Source organism: Streptomyces sp. NPDC000410, from assembly GCF_040300305.1.
GTDB lineage: Bacteria > Actinomycetota > Actinomycetes > Streptomycetales > Streptomycetaceae > Streptomyces.
The window spans coordinates 184,980-209,871 of sequence record NZ_JBEPDM010000001.1; the positions used below are offsets into that span (position 1 = coordinate 184,980).

The window sequence follows — 24,892 nt, forward strand, 5'->3', positions numbered from 1 at the left end:
CGTTGCCAATGGAGGCCGCGCCGTCTGCCGAGTGAGGAATGGCCGTAATGCCGGAATTCGACTACACCGATCTGCTTCCTCTGGGAGAGGACACCACGCCCTACCGCCTGGTGACCGCCGAGGGTGTGTCCACCTTCGAGGCCGACGGCCGGACGTTCCTCAAGGTCGAGCCGGAGGCGCTGCGCAAGCTCGCCGAAGAGGCGATCCACGACATCCAGCACTACCTGCGCCCGGCGCACCTCGCGCAGCTGCGGAAGATCATCGACGACCCCGAGGCGTCGTCCAACGACAAGTTCGTGGCGCTCGACCTGCTCAAGAACGCGAACATCGCGGCCGCCGGCGTGCTCCCCATGTGCCAGGACACCGGCACGGCGATCGTGATGGGCAAGCGCGGGCAGAACGTGCTGACGTCCGGCGGCGACGAGGAAGCCCTCTCGCGCGGCATCTACGACGCCTACACGAAGCTGAACCTGCGCTACTCGCAGATGGCCCCGCTGACCATGTGGGACGAGAAGAACACCGGCTCGAACCTGCCCGCACAGATCGAGCTGTACGCCACCGACGGCGGCGCCTACAAGTTCCTCTTCATGGCGAAGGGCGGCGGCTCCGCCAACAAGTCCTTCCTCTACCAGGAGACCAAGGCGGTCCTGAACGAGGCCTCCATGATGAAGTTCCTGGAGGAGAAGATCCGCTCGCTCGGCACGGCCGCCTGCCCGCCGTACCACCTCGCCATCGTCGTCGGCGGTACGTCGGCGGAGTACGCGCTGAAGACCGCCAAGTACGCCTCCGCGCACTACCTGGACGAGCTGCCGTCCGAGGGCTCGCCCCTCGGCCACGGGTTCCGGGACAAGGAGCTGGAGGAGAAGGTCTTCGAGCTGACGCAGAAGATCGGCATCGGCGCCCAGTTCGGCGGCAAGTACTTCTGCCACGACGTGCGCGTGGTCCGCCTCCCCCGGCACGGCGCGTCCTGCCCGGTCGCCATCGCCGTCTCCTGCTCGGCCGATCGTCAGGCCGTCGCGAAGATCACCGCCGAGGGTGTGTTCCTGGAGCAGCTGGAGACGGACCCGGCGCGCTTCCTGCCGGAGACGACGGACGAGCACCTCGACGAGTCCTCCGACGTCGTGAAGATCGACCTCAACCAGCCGATGGACGACATCCTCGCCGAGCTGACCAAGTACCCGGTCAAGACCCGGCTCTCGCTGAACGGCCCGCTGGTCGTGGCGCGCGACATCGCGCACGCCAAGATCAAGGAGCGGCTCGACGCGGGCGAGGACATGCCGCAGTACCTGAAGGACCACCCGGTCTACTACGCGGGCCCGGCCAAGACGCCCGAGGGCTACGCGTCCGGCTCCTTCGGCCCGACCACGGCCGGCCGCATGGACAGCTACGTCGAGCAGTTCCAGGCTGCGGGCGGCTCCAAGGTCATGCTGGCCAAGGGCAACCGCAGCAACCAGGTCACGAACGCGTGCGGCACGCACGGCGGCTTCTACCTGGGCTCGATCGGCGGCCCGGCCGCCCGTCTGGCCCAGGACTGCATCAAGAAGGTCGAGGTCGTCGAGTACGAGGAGCTCGGCATGGAGGCGGTCTGGAAGATCGAGGTCGAGGACTTCCCCGCGTTCATCGTCGTCGACGACAAGGGCAACGACTTCTTCCAGGACCCGGCGCCCGCCCCGACGTTCACCAGCATCCCGGTGCGCGGCCCGGGCCTGGCGTAACGCCCGACGGGCGGGAGTTCCCCGGAGCTCCCGCCCCGCGCAGCGGCCTCACGTCGCACGGCGACGTGCGTCGACGCCCGCTGACGCGCGACCGCTGCTCGCCGCTCTGCCGATCGGCGTACCCCGGCCCCGCAGGTCGGGCCGATCGGCAGATGGCCGCTCCCCCTGGCCCCGGGCGAGGCTTGTCCCGTAACCGAACGAACCCAACGGGACACCTGGTCAAGGGAGTTCAGATGAAGATCCGCAGCATGACGCTGTCCGTCGCCGCGCTCGCCACCGTCACCGCCCTGGTCGCCGCCGCCCCCGCACCGGCCTCGCCGCCCTCGAAGCCCTCGAAGCCCCGCACCGCCGCCGTGCACGGCGCCGCTCAGGTGCATTTCGCGTACGCACCGAAGGGCGATGTCATCCGGTTCAGCGTGGACGCGGAGGCGGCGCCCTACACCCGCCCCTTCACGATCAAAGGAACGTCGCTGAAGGGGGCGCCCCTGGACGCGAAGGGCAAGGTCACCGTCTACCACTACGTGACAGAGACGGGCAAGGCAGGAATATCGGAGGCCGAGGTGGACTGCCTCGTCACCGGCGACGGGGTGGCCACCCTGACGGCGGTGGTGACGAAGTCGAACACCGGCTCCAAGGGCACCCGGATCGGCATCAGCGTGCAGGACGGCCGGCACGGCGCGCCGGACCGGCTGGGCTTCTCGTGGGGCATCGCCAACGCCGACCCGGGCCACGACCCGATCCTCGCCCGGGTGGGGACCTGCATGGCCCCGGCGCCCTTCACGACGGTGACCGAGGGCGGATTCAAGGTGGCCTCCGCCCCGCTGCCGCAGTGGCAGGACCCTTGGCTGTAGCCGCGGAGGCAGCCGCGGCAGGAAGGGGGAACACCCGGCCGGACGGTCCGGCCGGGTGTGGGGGGCGTACGGGAGGAGCGGCGGTTACGCGAAGCGCTGCTTCGCCGACCCGTCGCACGGCTGCAGCCGCAGCGGGTCCTTCGCGGCGCCCAGCGTCGCGCACAGCCCCGTCGCCGCCGCGGGCCGCAGAGTGCCGGCCTGGCGGACGAACTGCTGGTTCGCCGCGCCCGAGCAGTTCCACACGATGAGTGCCGCGCCCGCCTTGTAGTCGGCCCCCGGCACGTCGAGGCAGCGGTCCTGGGTGAGCTCGGTGTGCACGGACTTACGGGCGGTGTCGTACCACCAGCCCTGGTTCCGGCCGCCGTGGCAGTCCCAGCCGAGGACTCCGGTGCCGTTGCGGGTGACGGACGCGTCGACGTCCACACATGTGCCCGTCGCCTCGTTCTTCAGTGGCTTGAACACGTCGTCCCAGGCCAGCGGATACAGCGCCGGCTTGCCCGTGGACGCCGGGTCGGCGCAACTGGCCTCGCGCAGGCCCGAGTCGTAGAGCTGGGTCAGACACGAGGCGAAGGCGGCGTGGCCGCGGGCGTTGGGGTGGAAGGACTGGCGGGCCGAATTGGCGTCCGGCGGGAAGGGGTTGGACACGTCGAGGTAGAGTCCGCGCGCCCAGGTGTCCTCCATGCAGACCTCATGGCCGTGGAAGAGCCGGGAGTTGTCGAGATAGACGGCCCCGGTCGACTTCGCCACCTTGCGCATGCCGCGCTCGAAGGCGGGTACGGCGGTGTTGCGGCCCCAGACGGTGTCGGAGTCGTACCCCGTCCCACCGCAGATCAGCTTGCCCGGGAACTTCGGGTTGTCCTTGAAGTCGGGACCGATGGGGCTCGGGTAGCCCATCACGACGAGCTTGTAGTCGCCGTCCGCGTAGCCCGCGTCGCTCATCACCGTACGCAGGTCCCGCACGGTCTGCTCGACCTTGGGGACGAGGGCGTCGACCCGCGCCTGCCAGCCCGCCGCGTACTTGGACTCGCAGGGCCCCTGGCTGAGCAGCCACCGCGTGACGCAGTCCGTCATCACGGGGCCGAACTGGAGGTCGTCGTTGGCCCCGGCGACCAGGAGCACCATCTTGATCCGGGTGTTGCGCGCCTTGATGGCGAGGTTGTCGCTCTGGACGAGCTCGTCGGCGTACTGCTTCGACCCGCCGATGCGGATGTTGCCGGTGTAGCCGCCCGAGCACGAGACGTTGTACGTGACGTCGGCGGCGATGCCGGTGCGGTGGATGGCGGCGTCCGGCGAGCGGTGGCACCAGTTGTCGGGGCCGTTCGTGCCGGGTTCGTACGTGCCGACGCCCTCGCCCGAGATCTCGCTGTCGCCGAGCGAGATGAGCCCGGTCTTGCGCTGGCCGAGCGGGCGCTCGGCGGGGTCGCCGTAGAGGGCGGTCGCCTCCGCGGCGCGGATCTTCTCCAGCTCCGGCGGAAGGGGGACCGACGATACGGATGCGGCCGAGCGGGCCGTGTCGTGCGCGCGCTCGGGGGTGGTGGCTGCCATCGTGCCGAGAGCTGCCGTCAGGGCCGCGGCGGCCGCGACCGTACAGCGAAGTCTGTGCCGTGTGCGCCTCATTGCGCCTCCCCGGTTTGGTGTTACCGACGGTTTTTACTGGTCGGTAGCGCAGTTGGGAATAGGCAGAACAAGACAAGTGCTCAACTTTTTCGGAGGTTTGAAGATGTCGGATGTGAGCAGCAACGCGGACGGGCAGCCGGGCGAATACCGGATCGAGCACGACTCCATGGGCGAGGTGCGGGTCCCCGCGCACGCCAGATGGCGGGCCCAGACCCAGCGGGCCGTGGAGAACTTCCCGGTCTCCGGACAGCGGCTGGAGCGCGCCCACATCGAGGCCCTGGCCCGGATCAAGGCGGCCGCCGCCAAGGTCAACGCGGAGCTCGGGGTGCTCGACAAGGACGTCGCGGAGGCGATCCGGGAGGCGGCGGCGGAGGTCGCGGAGGGCCGCTGGGACGAGCACTTCCCGGTCGACGTCTTCCAGACGGGCTCCGGCACGTCGTCCAACATGAACACGAACGAGGTCCTGGCGACCCTGGCCGGGGAGCGTCTCGGGCGCCCCGTCCACCCCAACGACCACGTCAACGCCTCCCAGTCGTCCAACGACGTCTTCCCGTCGTCCATCCACATCGCGGCGACCGCCGCCGTGACGGGGGACCTGATCCCCGCGCTGGGGCATCTGGCCGAGGCGCTGGAGCGCAAGGCCGCCGAGTTCGCGGACGTGGTCAAGTCCGGCCGTACGCATCTGATGGACGCGACTCCCGTCACCCTGGGCCAGGAGTTCGGGGGCTACGCCGCGCAGATCCGGTACGGGATCGAGCGCCTGCGGGCCTCGCTGCCCCGGCTCGCCGAACTGCCCCTCGGCGGCACCGCCGTGGGCACCGGCATCAACACCCCGCCCGGCTTCTCCGCCGCCGTCATCGCCGAAGTCGCGCGGACCACCGGGCTGCCGCTGACCGAGGCCCGGGACCACTTCGAGGCGCAGGGCGCGCGGGACGCGCTCGTGGAGACGTCCGGGCAGCTCCGCACGATCGCCGTCTCGCTCACCAAGATCTCCAACGATCTGCGCTGGATGGCGAGCGGCCCGCGCACCGGTCTGGCCGAGATCAGCCTCCCCGACCTCCAGCCGGGATCGTCGATCATGCCCGGCAAGGTCAATCCGGTGATCCCCGAGGCCGTGCTGATGGTGGCCGCGCAGGTGATGGGCAACGACACGACGGTCGCGGTGGCGGGAGCGGCGGGCAACTTCGAGCTCAACGTCATGCTGCCGGTGATGGCGAAGAACCTGCTGGAGTCCGTACGTCTGCTCACGACGGCGTCGCGGCTGCTCGCGGACCGCACGGTCGACGGCATCACCGCGAACGTCGAGCGCGCCCGGGAGTACGCCGAGTCCTCGCCGTCGGTGGTCACCCCGCTGAACAAGTACATCGGCTACGAGGAGGCCGCGAAGGTCGCTAAGAAGTCGCTGGCCGAGCGGAAGACGATCCGCGAGGTGGTGCTGGAGTCGGGGTACGTGGAGCGCGGGGATCTGACGGAGGAGCAGCTGGACGAGGCGCTGGACGTGCTGCGGATGACGCGGCCGTAGCGGCGGCGCGCGGGGACGGCCCGGGGGATGCCCGGGGCGTCTCCAGGGATGTCCGGGGCATGTCTGGAGGAATGGTCTGGAGGATGTCCGGGGCATGTCCGGAGGAATGTCCGTGACCTGGGACGCAGCGGTCCGGCGGGGGCACAACTAAGATCTGCGCATGACAGGATCGGCAGGGTCTCAGCACTGGACGGCGGGGGATCACATCCTCTGGCGCTACCGCGGCAACGGCTCCGGTGACGTCCACATCTGCCGGCCCGTCACCGTCGTCGAGGACAGTGACGAGCTGCTGGCCGTATGGATGGCGCCGGGCACCGAATGCGTGAAGCCGGTGCTGGCGAACGGTACGCCCGTACAGCACGAACCGCTCGCCACCCGGTACACCGCACCCCGCACCACCGCGCGTTCCCGCTGGTTCGGTACGGGCGTGCTGAAGCTGGCCCGGCCCGGGGAACCGTGGTCGGTGTGGCTGTTCTGGGAGCGGGGCTGGCGGTTCAAGAACTGGTACGTGAACCTGGAGGAGCCGCGCACCCGCTGGTCCGGCGGGGTGGACTCCGAGGACCACTTCCTGGACATCACCGTACGCCCGGACCGCAGCTGGGACTGGCTCGACGAGGACGAGTTCGCCCAGGCGCAGCAGGCCGGGCTGATGAACGCCGGGAAGGCCCGCCGGGTGCGGGCTGCCGGGCGGTCCGCGGTCGAGGTGATCCAGGCCTGGGGGGCGCCGTTCTCGGACGGCTGGGAGGACTGGCGGCCCGATCCCCTGTGGCCGGTCCCTGAGCTGCCCACCGACTGGAATCGCACCCCGGCGCGCACCTCCGCGTGACATGGTCGTGAGACCCTGGAAGAGACCCTTGATGCGCCCCCGGGGTTCAAACGTAGGATCGTCCTCCGCAGGGCCGAGGCGCGCCGAGGATCATCGCATCGATCGCCTCAACGACTGAGCAGAGAACCGGAACTGACCGTAAGTCATCACGAGGGGGAGGAAACCGTGCGCGATGTGTGCCCGGATCTCCCTCAACTTGTCGACGCCACGCCCGGATTGGGTATGGGCTATATCGACCGTCCAGGGGCGTTGCCGCCTGGGACCACGGGCGGAACCTCCGCCCGCCGGCCCGGTGACCCGCGGTGCGGCCATGCTCGCCACCGCCCCCGGACGCGACGCACAGCGGCAATCGAGGCACGACAGGACCCAGCCTCGCACCACCGGCCCGGACGGACGGAACCCCACGCGTGACGGAGCATCCCACCTCCCACGAAGGCCGGCAGCCCCTGGCTGCCCGGCCGCACGAACGCACCCGGCCCCGGCCGGAAGCGGCCGCCCATGCCCCCGGGCCGGCCTCTTCCGGCGGTGTGCCCCCGCAGCCGCCCGTGCCGCCCGTACCCGCGCAACCCCCGGCGCCGGCCGGGCAGCCCGGCCGACCGCCGGTGCCTCCGGCGCCGCCCGTGCCGTCGGCGCCTCCCGCGGTCATGGCGTCCGGCCTGCCGGCCCAGCAGCCGCAGGACCTCACCGGTGTCGCCCGCCGCGAGGGCGACCGGCTGCGCTTCGTGGGCGCCGCGACCCGGCGCATCGCGCGCGGGATAGACCTGGACGAGATCGTGCTCGGCCTGTGCCGGGCCACCGTGCCGACGTTCTCGGACGCGATCCTCGTCTATCTGCGTGACCCGCTCCCGGTCGGCGACGAGCGGCCGGTGGCGCCGTTCATCCTGCGGCTCCGCCGTACCGACAGGCTGCGTTTAACCGACGAGGACAGCGACGGCGTGCTGTACGGCCCGGCGGGCTCGGCGCGCCAGGTGCCGGTGCTCAACCCGCAGGCCGATCTGCTGCCCGCCGCCGAGCTGTGCGAGGTCCGGACCGGCAGCGCGCTCGCCGAGGTGCTGCGCGGTGTGCGCCCCGTCTTCGGCGACTCCGCGGCCGCCCGCGCGGCCCTGCCCGAGCTGCTCGGCGCCGACCGGACCGTGCCGGGCGGGCACCGGGCGATCCTCGCCCCGCTGCGCGGCCGCCGCCGCGTCATCGGTGCGGCGGTCTTCCTGCGCCGGCCCGACCGTCCCGCGTTCGAGGCGAACGATCTGCTGGTCGCCGCCCAGTTGGCGACGCACACCGCGCTCGGCATCGACAAGGCCGTGCTGTACGGCCGCGAGGCGTACATCGCGGACGAACTCCAGCGCACGATGCTGCCCGAGGGGCTGCCGCAGCCGACCGGCGTGCGGCTCGCCTCGCGCTACCTGCCGGCCGCCGAGACCGCCCGGGTCGGCGGCGACTGGTACGACGCGATCCCGCTGCCCGGCAGCCGGGTGGCGCTGGTCGTCGGCGACGTCATGGGCCACTCCATGACCTCGGCCGCGATCATGGGCCAGCTGCGGACGACGGCCCAGACGCTGGCCGGTCTGGATCTGCCGCCGCAGGAGGTGCTCCACCACCTCGACGAGCAGGCCCAGCGGCTCGGCACCGACCGCATGGCGACCTGCATGTACGCCGTGTACGACCCGGTCTCGCACCGCATCACCATCGCGAACGCGGGCCATCCGCCGCCGATACTGCTCCACCTGGGCGGCCGGGCCGAGGTGCTGCGGGTCCCGCCCGGTGCGCCCATCGGCGTCGGCGGTGTGGACTTCGAGGCCGTCGAGCTGGACGCCCCGGCCGGGGCCACCCTGCTGCTCTACACCGACGGGCTCGTCGAGTCGCGGCTGCGGGACGTCTGGACCGGGATCGAGCAGCTGCGGGAGCGCCTCGCCGCGACCGCCCAGCTCACCGGGCCCGACCACTCGCCGCCGCTGGAGGCCCTGTGCGACGACGTGCTGGACATGCTCGGCCCGGGTGACCGGGACGACGACATCGCGCTGCTCGCCGCCCGCTTCGACGGGATCGCGCCGAGCGATGTCGCCTACTGGTTCCTGGAGCCGGAGGACGCGGCCCCCGGCCGGGCCCGCAGGCTCGCCCGGCGCGCGCTCGCCCGATGGGACCTGGAGGACCTCTCCGATTCGGTGGAGCTCCTGGTCAGCGAGGTGGTCACCAATGCCGTGCGGTACGCGGAGCGGCCGGTGACGCTGCGGCTGCTGCGTACGGACGTGCTGCGCTGCGAGGTCGGCGACGACTCCCCGCAGCTGCCGAGGCAGCGGCGGGCTCGCGACACCGACGAGGGCGGGCGCGGGCTCTTCCTGGTGAACCGGCTGGCCAGGAGGTGGGGGGCGACCCGGCTGTCGACCGGCAAGGTGGTGTGGTTCGAGCTGGCCACCCACTGATCCCGTACGGGACCGGTCCCCTGCGGGGCGGATCCCGTCGACGGAGGCAGAGAACGGGGCAGGGCCCCGGCGCGGTGTGCCGGGGCCCTGCCTCGCTTCTACATCCTCGGCGGCCTGACGCCGCCCGTCGCACCGCTCGTCGTACCGGCGTCCGCTCCGCCGTCCGCGCCGGTGGTCGTACCGGCCGTGCCGCCGCCGCCCGTTTCGGTGCCTCCGTCGGCGCCGGAGGTGACGCCGCCGTCCGGCTCGCCCGGATCCGTCGGCTCGTCGGTCGGCTCGTCCGTCGGCTCCTCGGGCTCCGTGGGCTCCGTGGGCGGCGTGACCGGGTCCTCGGGCCGCGTGGGCTCGTCGGTCGGGGTCTCGGTCTCCTCGGGCTCCGTCGGCTCGTCGGTCGGGCTCTGCGTCGGCAGCTCGGGCTCGGACTCCGCGACCTCCAGGTCGAACTCGGTGTCGGAGCCGCCGTTCAGCGCCGCCGTCGTGTACTGCTTCCAGACCTTGGCGGGGAAGCCACCGCCGTTGGCGCGGCCCGGGTTGATCGCGTCGGTCAGGGTGACCTGGCCGGTGCCGTCCGGCTTCTCGCCGAAAAATCCGACGGCGGTGACGAGTTCGGGCGTGTAGCCGACGAACCAGGCCGAGCGGTTGTTCTCGGAGGTGCCGGTCTTGCCGGCCGCGTGGTAGTCGCCGAGCGCGTTCGAGCCCGAGCCCACGCTGTGGGTGACGACGCCCATCATGGCCTTGGTGGCGGTGTCGGCCGCCTCGCGGCTGATCACCTGGTCCCCGAACGGGTCGGGGAGCTCCACCACGCGGTCCTTGTGCACTGCGGACTTCACGATGGCCGGCGTGGTCCGCTTGCCGTGGTTGTCGAGCGTGGCGTACGCGGCGGCCATGTCCCAGGTGGAGGCGCCCATCGTGCCCAGCGACATCGCGGGGTCCTCCGGCCAGCCCTTGCCGTCCGTCATGCCGAGGTCGAGAGCGGTCTTCTTCGTCTTGCCCGGGTCGACGTCGACGATCATCTGGGCGTAGACCGAGTTGATCGACCGGTCCGTGGCCTCCTGGACGGTGACCTGGCCGTAGCTCCTGTCGTCCTCGTTCTGCGGGGCGAAGGGGACGTCGCTGCCCTCGACGGGCCGCTTGCTGTTGCCGTCGTAGACCGTGTTCAGCCCGATCGGGCGGCCGTCCTGCGTCTCGGACCCGTTGTCCAGGGCCGAGGCGAGCACGATGGGCTTGAAGGTCGAGGCGGGCTGGTAGTCGCGGCGGGTGGCGTTGGACATCCAGTGCTCGGTGGCGCCGATGCCTCCGTACATCGCGACGACACGGCCGGTCTTGGGATCGACGGAGGTCGCACCCACCTGGACGGTCGCGGCCTTCTTGTCGGCCTTGCGGTCGAGCTTCTCCTCGACCTGGTCCTCGACGGCCTTCTTCAGGGCGTCCTGGCGCTTCTTGTCGATGTTGAGCGTGATGGTCCAGCCGCCGGCCTCGATGTCCTCCTCGCTGACACCCTGGCGCTCCAGCTCGGCGTTGGCCGCCTCGACGAGATAACCGGTCTGGCCCTCCATGCCGGGGGCGGCCTTCGGCGCCTTGGGGACGGGGAACTTGAGGCCGGCGCGCTCGGAGGCGTCGAGCCAGCCCTCCTCGACCATGTTGTCCAGTACGTAGTTCCAGCGCTCGGTCACCAGCTTCTTGCCGGTGTCGGACGCGACCGCCCAGTCGTAATCGCTGGGGGCCTGGAGCAGCGCGGCGAGATACGCGCCCTGCGCGACGTCCAGCTTGCCCGCGTCGACCCCGTAGTAGGCCTGGGACGCGGCCTGGATCCCGTAGGCGCTGCGGCCGTAGTAGCTGGTGTTGATGTACCCGGCCAGGATGTCCGGCTTGCCCATCTGCCGGTCGACCTTGAGCGAGATCACCAGCTCCTTGAGCTTACGGGTGACCGTCCGGTCCTGGTTCAGGTAGTAGTTCTTGACGTACTGCTGGGTGATGGTCGAGCCACCCTGCTTGCCCTTGCCGGTGACGGTGTTGAACAGACCGCGGGCGGTGCCCTTCAGGTCGACGCCGGAGTCCTTGTAGAACGTCTTGTTCTCGGCGGCGACGAACGTGTGCTGGACGTCCACGGGGATCTTGTCGAGGCCGACGATCTCCCGGTTGACCTCGCCGGTGCGGGCGAGCATCTCGCCGTTGGCGTACTTGTAGACGTTGCTCTGCTTGTTGGCCTCGGGGTTCGGGCCGGGTACCGGAACGAGCCAGTAGACGACGAGGAACGCGCCCATCAGGACCAGGCAGACGCCGAGGAAGGTGCCCAGCATCTTCCTCCAGGTGAAGAACCGGCGTATGCCTCCGCCACCCTTCGCCCGGCGCGCATCGCGCTGCCGGGTCTGTCGCGCATCCGCTCGGCCCATCGCCCCGTCGCTCCGCTCGTCGTCGTCCAGTTGATCGTCTCGTCGTCAGATCAGCTCAGAAAGCTAGCACCGCGCGTGCCGACAAAGGGCCACTGATCCGGCCTTTTCCGGACGTGACAATCAGCACCCGTCTCTAGGGAACCGACTCATAAGAGGTGGACAAGGTTGCGACAACCGATAATGTGTAATCACATTGCTAGCGCTTCCGGCCGCCCGACGCGGCCGGCGAAACGGGGGACCACCATGTCCGTGACCAGCACGTCCACCCACGACGACGACCTGCCGGAGACCCCGCAGGTACGGGATTCGGGGATCCGGGAATTCGCGGCCCACAGCATCGGCGGCGGCCTGGCGCTGCTGCTCGGCCTGCTCGGCCTGGTGGCAGGCGTCGGGCTCGTGGTGGCAGGCGCCACACTCTCGGACGGCGGTGCGAAGGCCGGCCTCATCGTGCTCGGCATCCTGATCGCGTTCGCCGCGTTCTTCGCGATGTGCGGGCTGAACACGGTGGCGCCGGGCGAGGCCCGGGTCGTCCAGCTCTTCGGGCGCTACCGGGGGACGATCCGCACGGACGGTCTGCGCTGGGTGAACCCGCTGACCTCGCGCGAGAAGATCTCCACCCGGGTGCGCAACCACGAAACCGCGATCCTCAAGGTCAACGACGCGTACGGCAACCCGATCGAGCTCGCCGCGGTGGTCGTGTGGAGGGTCGAGGACACGGCGCAGGCGACGTTCGAGGTGGACGACTTCCTGGAGTTCGTCTCGACGCAGACCGAGGCGGCGGTGCGGCACATCGCGATCGAGTACCCGTACGACGCCCACGAGGAGGACGGTCTGTCGCTGCGCGGCAACGCCGAGGAGATCACGGAGAAGCTGGCGATCGAGCTGCACGCTCGGGTCGAGGCGGCGGGCGTCCACATCATCGAGTCCCGCTTCACGCACCTCGCGTACGCGCCCGAGATCGCCTCCGCGATGCTCCAGCGCCAGCAGGCGGGCGCCGTGGTCGCGGCGCGCCGGCAGATCGTGGACGGCGCGGTCGGCATGGTCGAGGCCGCGCTGGCGAGGATCTCCGAGGAGGGCTTCGTGGAGCTGGACGACGAGCGCAAGGCGGCGATGGTGTCGAACCTGATGGTGGTGCTCTGCGGGGATCGCGCGGCGCAGCCGGTCGTCAACACCGGCACGCTGTACCAGTGACGCCGCCGCCTCCGCCGCCCCCGCCTCCGGAGCGGAAGCAGGTACTGCTGCGGCTGGACCCGGCGGTGTACGAGGCGCTCGCCCGGTGGGCCTCGGACGAACTGCGCAGCGCGAACGCGCAGATCGAGTTCCTGCTGCGGCGCGCGCTCGCGGACGCCGGCCGGCTGCCGGGCGGCGTCACCCCCATCCCCCGCCGCGGCCGCCCCCCGAAGCCCCCTCGCGACGAGGCCCCTCCGGGGTAGGGGCGTCGGTGGGGGCGATGACCGGGATCGGCGGGGGTGTGGTCCTGGTGGTGACGCCGCTGAGCCTGCCGCCGCTGCTGCGCCTGATGCGTCCGGAGGGACTGCGCACGGAGTGACAAGGAGCCCCGGAGTCACACCACCCGCACCGGCAGGCCCCTCAGCACCCCCCTGAGCGCCTGCGCGAACTCCTCGAACTCCTCCTGCCGCGCGGCCCCCGAGCGCATCACCAGGGCGATGCGCCGCGACGGGGCAGGGGCTGCGAAGTCCCCGGTCACGAGCGCGGGGTTGCGGCCCGTCTCCACCTGGACGGCCGTGCGCGGCAGGAGGGTCACCCCCAGGCCGCCGGCGACCAGCTGGACCAGGGTGGACAGGCCGGCGGCGGTGGTCGTGACCGGAGCCCCCTCCGTGCGGCCCGCCTCGCGGCAGATGTCGAGGGCCTGGTCACGCAGGCAGTGCCCCTCGTCGAGGAGCAGCAGCGGAAGTTCCTTCAGGGCCTCGCGCGGAATGTCCTGGCGGCCGCCGAGCCAGTGCTCCTGCGCCGTCACGAGGACGAAGTCCTCGTCGAAGAGGGGCAGTTCGGTCACTCCCGGCACACCGAGCGGTACGGCGAGCAGCAGCAGGTCGAGCCGCCCGCCGCCGAGCCCCTCCAGCAGGGACGAGGTCTGCTCCTCGTGCACCTGGAGGTCCAGTTCGGGGTAACGCTCATGGACCAGCCGCAGCACGCTCGGCAGCAGATACGGTGCGACCGTGGGGATCACGCCGAGCCGGAGCACCCCGGTGAAGGGGGCTTGGACCGCCGCGGCCTCCTCCATCAGCTCGCCGACCGCGTGCAGAACGGACTTGGCGCGGACCGCGAGCCGCTCCCCCGCGGGCGACAGGAGCACCTTGCGGGTCGTACGCTCCAGCAGCTGGACGCCGAGTGCTTCCTCCAGCGCCGATACGGCGCCGGAGAGCGCGGGCTGGCTCATCCCGATCGCGGCGGCCGCGTCCCGGAAGTGCAGGTGCTCGGCCACGGCCGCGAACGCCCGCAGCTGGGACAGGCTGGGCTGCTTGCCCCGGTTCACCGTATGCGTCACCTTGGCCACCGCCACTGATAGGCACCTCCGATCGCGATGACCCAGTCTAGCTATTTCTGTGATCAATGAGCCCTGTGCCACGATCGGGGTCCGTCCAACCCCCCGGAAGCACCCCCAAAAGGGGTCTTCCCCCCCCTGCAAGGAGAGCGTGTGCTCACTGTCGGTGACCAGTTCCCCACCTTCGAACTGACCGCCTGCGTCTCGCTGGAGAGCGGCAAGGAGTTCGAGCAGATCACCCACAAGTCCTACGAGGGCAAGTGGAAGGTCGTCTTCGCGTGGCCCAAGGACTTCACCTTCGTCTGCCCCACCGAGATCGCCGCGTTCGGCAAGCTGAACGAGGAGTTCGCCGACCGCGACGCTCAGATCCTCGGCTTCTCCGGCGACTCCGAGTTCGTCCACCACGCCTGGCGCAAGGACCACGCCGACCTGCGTGACCTGCCCTTCCCGATGCTGGCCGACTCCAAGCACGAGCTGATGCGCGACCTCGGCATCGAGGGCGAGGACGGCTTCGCCCAGCGTGCCGTCTTCATCGTCGACCCGAACAACGAGATCCAGTTCACGATGGTGACCGCCGGCTCCGTCGGCCGTAACCCCAAGGAGGTCCTGCGGGTCCTCGACGCCCTGCAGACCGACGAGCTCTGCCCCTGCAACTGGACCAAGGGCGAGAACACCCTCGACCCCGTCAAGCTGCTGGCCGGTGAGTGAGCATGGCCCTCGATGAGCTGAAGTCCGCGCTGCCGGACTACGCCAAGGACCTCAAGCTGAACCTCGGTTCGGTGATCGGCAACAGCGAGCTTCCGCAGCAGCAGCTGTGGGGCACGGTCCTGGCCTGCGCGATCGCCTCGCGCTCGCCGATCGTGCTGCGCGAGCTGGGGCCGGAGGCCAAGGCCAACCTGTCCGCCGAGGCGTACACCGCCGCCAGGTCGGCCGCCGCCGTCATGGCGATGAACAACGTCTTCTACCGGACCCGGCACCTGCTGTCGGACCCCGAGTACGGGTCGCTCCGCGCCGGTCTGCGGATGAACGTCATCGGCAACCCGGGCGTCGAGAAGATCGACTTCGAACTGTGGTCGCTCGCCGTCTCCGCGATCAACGGCTGCGGCCAGTGCCTGGACTCGCACGAGCAAGTGCTCCGCAAGGCGGGCGTCGACCGTGACGTCATCCAGGAGGCGTTCAAGATCGCCTCGGTGATCCAGGCGGTCGGCACGACGCTGGACGCGGAAGCCGTCCTGGGCGCGTAACGGCGTACGCGCATACGCGGGCGAAGGGCCCCGCTCGACGATCGCATCGTCCAGCGGGGCCCTTTCGCTACGCCGGGCGCTGCAGCCTCGCCACCAGCGCCTTCGTGTCCTCGATGAGGGCGCTCTTGAACCTGGTCACGGACAGATCGGGATCCGGCTCCGCCGTCCCCCCTCGGCCGTCCGCCTCGTAGTCGCCCCACACGCCGTTGAGGCTGACCCCGAGCACGGCCTGGCCGTCGAGCACCACCAGGGAGTACCCGTCGTAGCTTTCGCTGCCGCCCAGCAGGTACGCCCGCTCGCCGACGCCCTCGATCCGTTCCACCTTGATGTCGGCGCCGTACTGCGAGCCCGGCAGGGTCTGGGCGTCGAACTCCGTCCCCGGGTCGGTCTTCTTGTGCAGCTCGTACGTCGCCGACAGGGAGTACTGAAGGGCGTCGCTCTTGATGATGTTGTAGTCGCACGACGCGCGTTCGTACACGTCGTACTCGTCGATCGACGGCGTCCCCTTGTCCTTCGCACCGACCGTCGCCGTCAGTTTCTCCATCTCGGCGTCCAGGCACAGGTTCCGGCTCGTCCGGTAGCCCCCGAGATCGGGACCCATACGGTCGTAGGCGTACAGACCCCCCGCCCACACCGCGGACGCGACCACCGCGCCGCCGAGCGCCCACAGCCAGGCGCCGCGGGGACGCGGGGGCTTCGCAGCGTCCTCGTCCCCGCCGGAGATGGTCTCGGCCGTACGCTGCCCGGGAACCACCGCGCCCGGCGCGTACGAGAGCAGGGGCTCGCTGCTGCCTTCCAGTTCCGGTTCGGAGATCACTGGCGGTCCTCACCCGTCTCCGGCCTCGGAGGAGCCGTCGACGCCTCGTCGATGGCTGTCGCGCCGCGCGGCTGCGGGGCGTACCGGAGAGCCGGTTCCATGCTGTACGCACGCAGGTAGCCGACCACCGTATTGGTCACCGCCACCAGCGGAACGGCCACCACCGCACCGCCGATACCGGCCGTCAGGCCGCCCGCGGCGACCGCGAGGACGACGGCGAGCGGGTGGACCCGGACCGCGCGGCCCAGGATGAACGGCTGGAGCACATGGCCCTCGATCTGCTGCACGGCCAGCACCACGACCAGCACCATCAGCGCGGTGAACACGCCCTGGGTGACCAGCGCGACGACGACCGCGAGCGCGCCGGAGACGACCGCACCGACCAGCGGGATGAAGGCGAACAGGAAGATGAAGACGGCGAGCGGCACGGCCAGCGGGACATCGAGGAAGTAGAGGCCGAGGCCGATGAAGATGGCGTCGATGAGGGCGACGATCACCGTGCCCCGGACGTACGCGGTCAGCGTCCGCCAGGCGCGCGGGCCCGCGCCCGCGACACCGGGCCGCGCCGCCGCGGGCACCAGCTTCAGCGACCACTGCCAGATCCGCTTCCCGTCGTGCAGCAGGAAGAGGGTCGAGAACATCGTCAGCAGCATCCCGGTCAGGATCTCGACCATGACGGTCACGCCCTGGAGACCGGCGGTCGTGATCTCCTCGGTGTTGGTGCCGATCGTGTCCTGGAGATTGGCCGCGATGTCGTTGATCTGCTGCTCGGTGACGTGGAACGGGCTGTCCAGGGCCCAGCGCTTCAGCTCCTCGATACCGTCCTTGACCCGGTCGGCGAGATTGTCCAGGTTGTCCATGACCTGCCACACCACGAACCAGCCGACCAGGCCCATGACGACGAAGCCCAGGATGGCGGTGACGGCGGTGGCGAGCCCGCGCGGCAGGCCGACGCGCCGCAGCCGGGCCACGGTGGGCTGGAGCAGGGCGGTGATCAGCAGCGCGGCGACGAAGGCGAGCACCACCAGCTGGACGGCGCTGATGACCCGCATCAGGACCCAGAGGGTGCCGGCGAGGACGAGCAGACGCCAGCCCGCCTCCGCCGCGACCCGCATGCCCCAGGGGATCGCGGCGACCGGATCGGGCTTGGCCGCTATGGCGGGGGCATAGGAAGGGGGCGGCGGTACCCGTTCGGGCACGGGTCCGCGCGACAGTTCGTCACCGCCGTTGCCATTGCCGGCCGCGGCCGCGCGGCGCTCTTCCAACCGTGCCCCCATACGGGTCAGTCGGGCCCCCAGGCGGCCGAGCCACCCTGGCGTCTTCGTCATGCTCTTTCCTTCTCCCCCGGGTCCGCCCCGACCGTACACGTACGGAGCCCCTCGCCGTAGGACGGCGAGGGGCTCCGTGAGGTTCTTGCGCCCGGTACTAGTACCAGTGATTGGCCTGCCAGAACGACCAGGCACCACACGGGCTGCCGTAGCGCTCGTTCATGTAGTTGAGGCCCCACTTGATCTGGGTGGCCGGGTTGGTCCGCCAGTCGGCACCGGCGGACGACATCTTGGATCCCGGGAGCGCCTGGACGAGACCGTAGGCACCGGACGACGGGTTCTGGGCGCGGTAGTTCCAGGTGGACTCGTGGTCCACGATGTTGCTGAAGCACTGGAACTGATCGCCAGGAATCATCTGGCGGGCCATCGCCTGGACCTCGGCGACGCTGTAGGAGGACTGCGTCGCGAAGCTGGAGGCGTCACGGACGGCGGAACGGCTGGCGCGCTCCTCCTCCTCCTTGGCCTTCGCCTCGGCCTCACGCTCGGCCTTGTCCTCGGCGGCTTCCTTCTTCGCCTTGGCGTCCTTGGCGGCCTGAAGGCGCGCCGATTCCTCGGCGGACTTCTTGGCGGCCGCGTCGGCGGCGGCAGCCTGCGCGTCGGCCTGCTGCGTCAGGGACGCAACCTGGACCTGCGCTTGCTGACCGGCGGGGATGTCTGCGAGGAGCGTCGCGTCTGCGGCAGTTGCCTCGAAGTCGTTGTCCACGGGCTGCGGGGTACCCGAAGCCACGCCAACGACGGCGCCGACAGTGGTGACCGCGGTGGCGGACGCCACTGCGAATCCCCGGACCGAGATCCGGCTCACACGGTTTCCTTCCAGCATCGCCCGCACAGGTGACCTCGCGGACGCAATCGTGCCCCTGGCACTGGCACTCCCACTTGCTAGGTCACGGGAGGCACGGGCCCGGTGGGCAACTCCCCTGCGGGGAGTGCCGCGTGGTGCTCGGGCGGCATACGGCGGCAAGTGTGGAGTTGTGTGGTGTCGCATCCCTGGAGATGCGGGTGTGCCGTATGCGGGGCCTGACGGAAGCAAGACTCTGCCGGAAGGCGAGGGCGCAAGGCAATTATTCGTTACGTGGGATAGCTCACACCCCGTTTGCTCCTGGGGTTTTACGGAAACCTGCGCACAGCATGACGCCGCCCGGCTAAGCTCCTGCGGTTCGCCGGGCGGCGCCAACTCTCATATCGCGCTTCGGGTGTTAGATCGGTCCGTCCTCCAGCATTTCGGTCACGAGCGCGGCGATCTGCGAGCGCTCGGAGCGGGTGAGCGTGACGTGGGCGAAGAGCGGATGGCCCTTCAACTTCTCGACGACGGCGACGACTCCGTCGTAGCGGCCGACGCGGAGATTGTCCCGTTGTGCCACGTCATGGGTCAGAACGACCCGGGAATTGGCCCCGATTCGGGACAGAACGGTCAGCAGGACGTTCCGTTCCAGCGACTGGGCCTCATCGACGATGACGAACGCGTCGTGCAGGGAGCGACCCCGGATGTGTGTCAGCGGCAGCACTTCGAGCATGCCCCGGCCGAGCACCTCCTCGATGACCTCACGGCCGGCCACCGCGGAGAGCGTGTCGAAGACCGCCTGCGCCCAGGGGCTCATCTTCTCGGCCTCGGTGCCCGGCAGATAGCCGAGCTCCTGCCCGCCCACCGCGTACAGCGGCCGGAAGACCATCACCTTCTGGTGCTGCCTGCGCTCCAGGACGGCCTCCAGGCCCGCGCAGAGCGCCAGCGCCGACTTACCGGTGCCGGCCCGGCCGCCCATCGAGACGATGCCGACGTCCGGGTCGAGCAGCAGATCGAGGGCGATGCGCTGCTCGGCGCTGCGGCCGCGGATCCCGAAGGCCTCGCGGTCACCGCGGACGAGCCGGACATTTCCCTCGGCGGTGATACGGCCGAGTGCCTTGCCCCGCTCGGACTGGAGGACGAGGCCGGTGTGGACAGGGAGCTCGGCGGCCTCGGGAACGTACAGCGTCTCCTCTTCATAGAGGATGTCCACCTGGTCGGCGGAAAGCCCCAGTTCGGACATTCCGGTCCAGCCGGAGTCGGTGATGGCAAGCTCCGCGCGGTACTCCTCGGCGAGGAGGCCGACCGAGGAGGCCTTGATGCGCAGGGGAAGGTCCTTGGAGACGACCGTGACGTCGTACCCCTCGGCCTGGAGGTTGCGGGCGACCGCGAGGATCCGTGAGTCGTTGTCCCCCAGCCGGTAGCCGGCGGGAAGGACGCCGGGGTCCGAATGGTTGAGCTCGACCCGCAGCGTGCCGCCGAGGTCGCCCATCGGGATGGGGGCGTCCAGCCGGCCGTACCGGACGCGGTAGTCGTCCAGCAGGCGCAGGGCCTGGCGGGCGAAGTAACCGAGCTCCGGATGGTGCCGCTTGGCCTCCAGCTCCGTGACCACGACGATCGGGAGCACGACTTCGTGCTCGTCGAAGCGGGCCATGGCGTTCGGGTCGGCCAGCAGGACGCTGGTGTCGAGAACGTAGGTGCGCCTGTCGGGCATGCGGCGCTTTGTGCTGTTCACCACGGAAGGACGTACCCCCTCGGCTGAGATCGGGGTGCGACGGCGTCGCGGGCGGGTGGACCGGTCTCCGGCCCCGCTGCACGGGCCGGGCACCGGCCCTCCGTTCCTTCCGTGCGGACCGCACGGTCGTCCTGGCGCAAAGGGCCTCCCGGGCGAGCGGCTCGGTGCCACTCGCTGTGAAATGGCATCGGCATCCGGCGTGTGTGTCCGGATGTCGACCTGGAAGGGATATTCCCTCGAACAAGCGCGGCCATGCCATGGCATATGACGACGCGTCGATGAACAGGCGATGACCATGCTCGGGCGTGCGCCGGGCCGAGTCCGTGGGCGGGGCGCGCCCCGTTTCCCCCTCGGCGCGAAACCGCCCCTGCGGCGGGGGCTCTGACGCCTTGCGCCGGGCCGCCGCGCGTGGGGGCGGCGCGTGTGGGGCCGCCGCGTGTGGGCCGGCGCGTGTGGGCCGGCGGCCGTGCGTGGGGGGGGCGAGGTGCCGTGCGTGGTGGGCGGGGGCGCCTGCGGCGGGCTCCCTCCCGCCCGGCGGGCGGCGTGGGCCGGCTGCCCTGGCGGCGGGGGCGGGGTGCCGTGCGTGGTGGGGGGCGCCTGCGGCGGGCTTTTTCCCTACCCTCCCCCTACGCCCCGGGGACGTGGGGGGACCCCCACTTCCCGAAGCTGGGGCTCCGCCCCAGACCCCGTTACGGGGCTGCCCCGAACCCCCGCCGGGGCTCCGCCCCCGAACCCCCGCGCCTCAAACGCCGACGAGGCTGAATGATCGAGGGCTCCGCTCCCAGAGACCCGCCTGGGCGCTGCCGCGGACCTCGCGCCTCAAACGCCGGCGGGGCTGGGGGGTGTGGGGCTCTGTCCCGGACTCCGCTCCTCAGCCACCGAAGGGGCTGGGAAACTCGCCCGTCTGGGGTCCCCCCACGCCCGCCAGGGCGTAGGGGGAGATTGAGGACGCGGTCGAAGCCGTACGGGGGTCCGGGGGGAAGGCCCCAGTACGCAGCGACGCGCACCGACGTGCGAGCGGGGGCCCGGGGGCAGCGACCCCGTCAGGTGCCGTAGCGGCGGTGGCGGGCCGCGTAGTCGCGCAGGGCGCGCAGGAAGTCGACCTTGCGGAAGGCCGGCCAGAAGACTTCGCAGAAGTAGTACTCCGAGTGGGCGCTCTGCCAGAGCATGAAGCCGGACAGCCGCTGCTCACCGCTCGTGCGGATCACCAGGTCGGGGTCCGGCTGCCCCCGTGTGTAGAGGTGCGAGGCGATCAGATCCGTGTCGACGATCTCCGCCAGTTCCTCGAAGGTCGTGCCCTTCGACGCGTGCTCGGTCAGCAGCGAGCGCACCGCGTCAGCGATCTCCTGGCGGCCGCCGTAGCCCACCGCGACATTGACGATTATCCCGTCGATGCCGACGGTCGCCTGCTCGGCCTCCTTGAGGACCGCCTGGGTACGCGCGGGCAGCAGGTCCAGCGTGCCGACGTGGTTGACCCGCCAGCGCCCGTCACCCGCCAGCCCACGCACCGCGTCCTCGATGATGCCGAGGAGCGGAATGAGCTCTTTCTCCGGCCGGTCCAGATTGTCGGTGGACAGCATCCAGAGCGTGACGACCTCGACATCGGTCTCGGCACACCAGCCCAGCATCTCGTGGATCTTGCTGGCGCCGGCCTTGTGCCCCTGCTCCGTCGTGCCTCCGGACGCCTTCGCCCAGCGGCGATTGCCGTCGAGGATGACGCCGATGTGCTTGGGGACCTGGTCGTGGTCGAGGCGGCCTTCCACCCGGCGTGCGTAGAGCCCGTACACCAGGTCGCGCAGGTTCACAGTCCTTAACCCCTCCGTGCTGTGGCTGACCCCCGAAGCCGTCACATTACTGCGGACCGGCCACGGCGACCCAACCCGGCCTGTCACAAGTCCGTGATAAGCAGAGAAGCGTGAACGATTCTCCCCATTACCGTGCCGCCACGAGCCGCTACGAGTCCATGGAGTACCGCCGCACCGGCCACAGCGGGCTGAAGCTCCCCGCGATCTCCCTGGGCCTCTGGCACAACTTCGGAGACGACCGCACGCTCGCCTCGCAGCGCGCGATCCTGCGCCGGGCGTTCGACCTCGGGGTGACCCACTTCGACCTGGCGAACAACTACGGCCCGCCGCCCGGGTCCGCCGAGCTGAACTTCGGCAAGATCTTCGCCCAGGACTTCGCCCCGTACCGGGACGAACTCATCATTTCGACCAAGGCCGGCTACCTCATGCACCCCGGCCCGTACGGCGAGTGGGGCTCCCGCAAGTACCTGATGTCGTCGCTCGACGCGTCGCTGAAGCGGATGGGCCTCGACTACGTCGACATCTTCTACTCGCACCGCTTCGACCCGGACACCCCGCTGGAGGAGACGATGGGCGCGCTCGCGTCCGCCGTCCAGCAGGGCAAGGCGCTGTACGCCGGCGTGTCCTCGTACAACTCGGAGCAGACCGCCGAGGCGGCCCGGCTGCTGAGGGAGATGGGCGTCCCCGCGCTCATCCACCAGCCCTCGTACTCGATGATCAACCGCTGGATCGAGGACGACGCGCTCCTCGACACGCTCGAGACGGCCGGCATGGGGTGCATCTCCTTCGTGCCGCTCGCCCAGGGGCTGCTCACGAACAAGTACCTGACCGGCATCCCGGAGGGCTCGCGGGCCTCGCAGGGCAAGTCCCTCGACCCGAATCTGCTCTCCGACGAGGTGCTCCGCCGGCTGAACGGGCTGAACGAGATCGCACAGCGGCGCGGCCAGTCGTTGGCGCAGCTGGCGCTGACGTGGGTGCTGCGCGACGCCCGTATGACCTCCGCGCTGATCGGCGCGAGCAGTGTGGGGCAGCTGGAGGAGAACGTGGCGGCACTGTCCGGATCGCCGCTCTCCGAGGACGAGCTGAAGGAGATCGACACCTTCGCGGTGGACACGGCGGGGACGAACATCTGGGCCGGCCGCCGCTGATTTCCGGGCCCGATGGCAGCCGGGACAGAAAACGGGCCGGTCCGTGGGGGGGATACGGACCGGCCCGAGGGGGGGTTTCCACCATAACCCTTCGTAAGTGATGCTGCGTGCCACGACATGCCACAACTACTCTCCGAATTCATCGGACTGCGGTACGGAGACGTGGTCCCGGCCGGAAACACGGCCGCCGACGGGCCGTCGCCGCGGCTGGTTTCGTAACCCCGACGGGGGACCCGGCCCGCCGGGCACGTGGTTGACGCGTGTACCGGCGTCGGACCAAAGACCTGGGCGTCGGAGCCCGGCCCCTCGGCGTCGGATCGAGGACTTCGGTGGCGGACCCGGTCCCTCCGCGTCAGGCGGCCTTCGCGGCCCGCTCCTTGTTCGTCACGATCTGCTGCATGAAGTCGTCGCCCCACTGGCCCAGCGGCAGCAGCGCCGTGTTCAGCGCCTGGCCGAGTTCCGTGAGCGAGTACTCCACCCGGGGCGGCACCTCCCGGTACACCTCGCGGTGCACGATCCCGTCCGCCTCCAGCTCACGCAGCTGCTGGATCAGCATCTTCTCGCTCACTCCGTGCACGTCCCGCTTCAGCTCTCCGAAGCGCCGGGTGCCCGCGTCATGCAGGGCCCAGAGGATCATCGGCTTCCACTTTCCTCCGACGACATCCACCGCCGCGTCGAGACCACACGTGTAGAGGCTCTTTCCCTTGGCCACCGTCGACTCCTCAGCTCTGCCAGGACACTTACCGGTTCGACAGTACTCCGGCCCCGAATCAGGCCCCAAGGGCTCCCAGCACCAGCCCGACGAGCGCCCCCGCGATCATGAACGGCCCGAAGGGGATCGCCGTCTTGCGCCCCGCCTTGCGCAGGACGATCAGCCCGAGCCCGTACGCCGAGCCGAACACGAATCCGGCGAAGGCCCCCACGAACAGCACCGGCCAGCCGTACCAGCCGAGCGCGATCCCGAGCGAGAGCGCGAGCTTCACATCGCCGAAGCCCATCCCGTTGGGATTGATCAGGAACAACACGAAGTACCCGCCGCCGAGCACGAGCCCGCCGAGCAGCGCCGTCGGCCAGGAGCCGGCGGCCCCGGGCAGCAGCGCGGCGACGGCCAGCAGGCAGGCGGCCGCGGCGGCCAGCGGCAGCGTCAGCTGGTCCGGCAGCCGGTGGACGTTGCGGTCGACGGTCGCGAGGAGCACGGCGACGGGCGCGAGGAGCACCCAGACGGCCGCCTCGGGCCGCGGGCCGACAACGGCGACGAGGGCGGCGCAGACCAAGGCGGTGAGAACGGGGACGAGAGGGGAGGGCCGGTACGGCGACGCGGACGCGTCGGGGCCGGGGCTCTCCTCGGCGGGGGCCGCCACGGCGCAGCTCGCGCACCGTGCGACGCCGAGCCAGCCGCGCGCGGGCCCCGTGATCGGATGCCCGGCGGGGCACGCGTCCCGCCACCCCTGCTCCGGCTCGACGGACAGCCGGTACGCGGCGCGCGGCACGAGCGCTCCCGCCCCGGCCCCCCACAGGGCGGCGGCGATCAGCATGACGTACGCGAACCCGGACTCCACGGGCTCGACCCTAGGACCGTCCCGCACCCGGGTCATGGGCCCTGGGACCTACTCTCCGCCGTCCGGGGCCCACAGACCCGCGGCGGCCGCTACGGTCTACGGCCATGGGGAAATGGCGTGACGGCAAGGCCGTGTTGACGATCCCGGGGCGGGACGAACCGGTGGAGCTGCGGGTCGCCGCCTCGTACCGGGCACGGACCCGTGGTCTGCTGGGGCGGGACGGCGTCGACGGCGCGATCATGCTGACCCCGTGCGGCAGCGTGCACACGTTCCGCATGCGCTTCACCATCGATGTGGCCTATCTGGACAAGGAGTTGCGGGTCATCGCCGTGACGACGATGAAGCCGGGGCGGCTGGGCGCGCCGCGGCTGCGCTCCCGCCACGTCCTGGAGTCGGAGGCGGGGGCGATGGAGCGCTGGGGCGTGCGGCCGGGCGTCCGGCTGGCGATCCGGACGGCCGAGGACCTTCAGGACGACCAGGGGCTTTAGAGGCTTGGGGATGAGGAGGCCCAAGGGCCTTTGGGGCTCCTACGGGCCTCGGGGCTTGGGGGCCTGGGAGCTTTGGGGCCTCTGAGGCCTTGAGGCTTGGGCGAGGGCTTGGGCGAGGGCTCGGGCTCGGGCTCGGGCTC

General features: G+C 70.6%; 21 protein-coding genes. 11 read left to right on the forward strand and 10 right to left on the reverse strand.

Annotated elements, in window-relative coordinates:
• Positions 1–47 precede the first annotated feature (47 nt).
• The gene (locus ABT342_RS00860; RefSeq protein ID WP_351564961.1) at positions 48–1,715 is read left to right on the forward strand and encodes a fumarate hydratase; all 1,668 of its coding nucleotides are present in this window, start codon (positions 48–50) and stop codon (positions 1,713–1,715) included.
• A 233-nt stretch (positions 1,716–1,948) separates the two neighbouring features.
• Complete coding sequence (locus ABT342_RS00865) at positions 1,949–2,566, forward strand: hypothetical protein (RefSeq protein ID WP_351564964.1); 618 nt, start codon at positions 1,949–1,951, stop codon at positions 2,564–2,566.
• Positions 2,567–2,650: 84 nt separating this feature from the next.
• Here ABT342_RS00865 and ABT342_RS00870 read toward each other — a convergent pair whose 3' ends face one another.
• Positions 2,651–4,183, reverse strand: coding sequence for a ricin-type beta-trefoil lectin domain protein (locus tag ABT342_RS00870; protein WP_351564966.1), 1,533 nt, complete (start codon positions 4,181–4,183; stop codon positions 2,651–2,653).
• A 103-nt stretch (positions 4,184–4,286) separates the two neighbouring features.
• Here ABT342_RS00870 and ABT342_RS00875 point away from each other — a divergent pair, with 103 nt between their 5' ends.
• The 3 genes from ABT342_RS00875 to ABT342_RS00885 all read left to right on the forward strand — a co-directional run bounded on the left by ABT342_RS00875 (position 4,287) and on the right by ABT342_RS00885 (position 8,948).
• Complete coding sequence (locus ABT342_RS00875) at positions 4,287–5,705, forward strand: class II fumarate hydratase (RefSeq protein ID WP_351564969.1); 1,419 nt, start codon at positions 4,287–4,289, stop codon at positions 5,703–5,705.
• A gap of 160 nt (positions 5,706–5,865) precedes the next feature.
• Complete coding sequence (gene fomD / locus ABT342_RS00880) at positions 5,866–6,531, forward strand: cytidylyl-2-hydroxypropylphosphonate hydrolase (RefSeq protein ID WP_351564972.1); 666 nt, start codon at positions 5,866–5,868, stop codon at positions 6,529–6,531.
• A 407-nt stretch (positions 6,532–6,938) separates the two neighbouring features.
• A complete protein-coding gene (locus ABT342_RS00885; RefSeq protein ID WP_351564974.1) occupies positions 6,939–8,948 on the forward strand; it encodes a SpoIIE family protein phosphatase in 2,010 nt (669 codons plus the stop codon).
• A 98-nt stretch (positions 8,949–9,046) separates the two neighbouring features.
• Here the strand turns inward: ABT342_RS00885 and ABT342_RS00890 are convergent, their stop codons facing one another.
• Entirely contained in the window at positions 9,047–11,341 is a 2,295-nt protein-coding gene (locus tag ABT342_RS00890; RefSeq protein ID WP_351564977.1) for a transglycosylase domain-containing protein, read from the reverse strand.
• 243 nt (positions 11,342–11,584) lie between these two features.
• Here ABT342_RS00890 and ABT342_RS00895 point away from each other — a divergent pair, with 243 nt between their 5' ends.
• Positions 11,585–12,532, forward strand: coding sequence for an SPFH domain-containing protein (locus tag ABT342_RS00895; RefSeq protein WP_351564980.1), 948 nt, complete (start codon positions 11,585–11,587; stop codon positions 12,530–12,532).
• Positions 12,529–12,774, forward strand: coding sequence for a type II toxin-antitoxin system antitoxin (locus tag ABT342_RS00900; protein WP_351564983.1), 246 nt, complete (start codon positions 12,529–12,531; stop codon positions 12,772–12,774). The genes ABT342_RS00895 and ABT342_RS00900 overlap by 4 nt, the downstream gene beginning before the upstream one ends.
• A 131-nt stretch (positions 12,775–12,905) precedes the next feature.
• On the opposite strand, the gene ABT342_RS00905 is transcribed toward ABT342_RS00900, so the two are convergent.
• Positions 12,906–13,865: a hydrogen peroxide-inducible genes activator gene (locus tag ABT342_RS00905; protein ID WP_351564986.1), complete on the reverse strand. Its 960-nt coding sequence runs from the start codon at positions 13,863–13,865 to the stop codon at positions 12,906–12,908.
• A 135-nt stretch (positions 13,866–14,000) separates the two neighbouring features.
• Here ABT342_RS00905 and ABT342_RS00910 point away from each other — a divergent pair, with 135 nt between their 5' ends.
• Together ABT342_RS00910 and ABT342_RS00915 are read left to right on the forward strand one after the other, a co-directional pair.
• Positions 14,001–14,555 carry a peroxiredoxin gene (locus tag ABT342_RS00910; RefSeq protein ID WP_351564988.1) on the forward strand — a complete coding sequence of 185 codons (555 nt, stop codon included), beginning with the start codon at positions 14,001–14,003 and terminating at the stop codon, positions 14,553–14,555.
• Between the two features lie 2 nt (positions 14,556–14,557).
• Positions 14,558–15,091, forward strand: coding sequence for an alkyl hydroperoxide reductase (locus tag ABT342_RS00915; RefSeq protein ID WP_351564991.1), 534 nt, complete (start codon positions 14,558–14,560; stop codon positions 15,089–15,091).
• Positions 15,092–15,158: 67 nt separating this feature from the next.
• Here ABT342_RS00915 and ABT342_RS00920 read toward each other — a convergent pair whose 3' ends face one another.
• The 5 genes from ABT342_RS00920 to ABT342_RS00940 form a co-directional block, all read right to left on the reverse strand.
• Positions 15,159–15,908: a hypothetical protein gene (locus tag ABT342_RS00920; RefSeq protein WP_351564994.1), complete on the reverse strand. Its 750-nt coding sequence runs from the start codon at positions 15,906–15,908 to the stop codon at positions 15,159–15,161.
• A complete protein-coding gene (locus tag ABT342_RS00925; RefSeq protein ID WP_351564997.1) occupies positions 15,905–17,236 on the reverse strand; it encodes an AI-2E family transporter in 1,332 nt (443 codons plus the stop codon). The genes ABT342_RS00920 and ABT342_RS00925 overlap by 4 nt, the downstream gene beginning before the upstream one ends.
• A gap of 97 nt (positions 17,237–17,333) precedes the next feature.
• Positions 17,334–18,038, reverse strand: coding sequence for an aggregation-promoting factor C-terminal-like domain-containing protein (locus ABT342_RS00930; protein WP_351564999.1), 705 nt, complete (start codon positions 18,036–18,038; stop codon positions 17,334–17,336).
• Between the two features lie 394 nt (positions 18,039–18,432).
• Positions 18,433–19,755: an RNA 5'-3' helicase PhoH2 gene (gene phoH2 / locus ABT342_RS00935; RefSeq protein ID WP_351565001.1), complete on the reverse strand. Its 1,323-nt coding sequence runs from the start codon at positions 19,753–19,755 to the stop codon at positions 18,433–18,435.
• A 1,040-nt stretch (positions 19,756–20,795) separates the two neighbouring features.
• The gene (locus ABT342_RS00940) at positions 20,796–21,557 is read right to left on the reverse strand and encodes an isoprenyl transferase (protein WP_351565003.1); all 762 of its coding nucleotides are present in this window, start codon (positions 21,555–21,557) and stop codon (positions 20,796–20,798) included.
• A gap of 110 nt (positions 21,558–21,667) precedes the next feature.
• On the opposite strand from ABT342_RS00940, the gene mgrA reads away from it, so the two are divergent.
• Positions 21,668–22,705, forward strand: coding sequence for an L-glyceraldehyde 3-phosphate reductase (gene mgrA, locus ABT342_RS00945; RefSeq protein ID WP_351565006.1), 1,038 nt, complete (start codon positions 21,668–21,670; stop codon positions 22,703–22,705).
• A 352-nt stretch (positions 22,706–23,057) separates the two neighbouring features.
• Here the strand turns inward: mgrA and ABT342_RS00950 are convergent, their stop codons facing one another.
• Both ABT342_RS00950 and ABT342_RS00955 read right to left on the reverse strand, forming a co-directional pair.
• Positions 23,058–23,417: a winged helix-turn-helix transcriptional regulator gene (locus ABT342_RS00950; protein WP_351565009.1), complete on the reverse strand. Its 360-nt coding sequence runs from the start codon at positions 23,415–23,417 to the stop codon at positions 23,058–23,060.
• Positions 23,418–23,475: 58 nt separating this feature from the next.
• A complete protein-coding gene (locus tag ABT342_RS00955; protein ID WP_351566276.1) occupies positions 23,476–24,240 on the reverse strand; it encodes a prepilin peptidase in 765 nt (254 codons plus the stop codon).
• A gap of 128 nt (positions 24,241–24,368) precedes the next feature.
• Here ABT342_RS00955 and ABT342_RS00960 point away from each other — a divergent pair, with 128 nt between their 5' ends.
• Entirely contained in the window at positions 24,369–24,752 is a 384-nt protein-coding gene (locus ABT342_RS00960) for a DUF192 domain-containing protein (RefSeq protein ID WP_351565012.1), read from the forward strand.
• Positions 24,753–24,892: the final 140 nt, after the last annotated feature.

Coding starts and splice junctions, on each gene's coding strand:
- ABT342_RS00860 (WP_351564961.1), top strand. CDS start 48: ATGCCGGAATTCGACTACACCGATCTGCTTCCTCTGGGAGAGGACACC.
- ABT342_RS00865 (WP_351564964.1), top strand. CDS start 1,949: ATGAAGATCCGCAGCATGACGCTGTCCGTCGCCGCGCTCGCCACCGTC.
- ABT342_RS00870 (WP_351564966.1), bottom strand. CDS start 4,183: ATGAGGCGCACACGGCACAGACTTCGCTGTACGGTCGCGGCCGCCGCG.
- ABT342_RS00875 (WP_351564969.1), top strand. CDS start 4,287: ATGTCGGATGTGAGCAGCAACGCGGACGGGCAGCCGGGCGAATACCGG.
- fomD (WP_351564972.1), top strand. CDS start 5,866: ATGACAGGATCGGCAGGGTCTCAGCACTGGACGGCGGGGGATCACATC.
- ABT342_RS00890 (WP_351564977.1), bottom strand. CDS start 11,341: ATGGGCCGAGCGGATGCGCGACAGACCCGGCAGCGCGATGCGCGCCGG.
- ABT342_RS00895 (WP_351564980.1), top strand. CDS start 11,585: ATGTCCGTGACCAGCACGTCCACCCACGACGACGACCTGCCGGAGACC.
- ABT342_RS00915 (WP_351564991.1), top strand. CDS start 14,558: ATGGCCCTCGATGAGCTGAAGTCCGCGCTGCCGGACTACGCCAAGGAC.
- ABT342_RS00925 (WP_351564997.1), bottom strand. CDS start 17,236: ATGACGAAGACGCCAGGGTGGCTCGGCCGCCTGGGGGCCCGACTGACC.
- ABT342_RS00955 (WP_351566276.1), bottom strand. CDS start 24,240: ATGCTGATCGCCGCCGCCCTGTGGGGGGCCGGGGCGGGAGCGCTCGTG.
- ABT342_RS00960 (WP_351565012.1), top strand. CDS start 24,369: ATGGGGAAATGGCGTGACGGCAAGGCCGTGTTGACGATCCCGGGGCGG.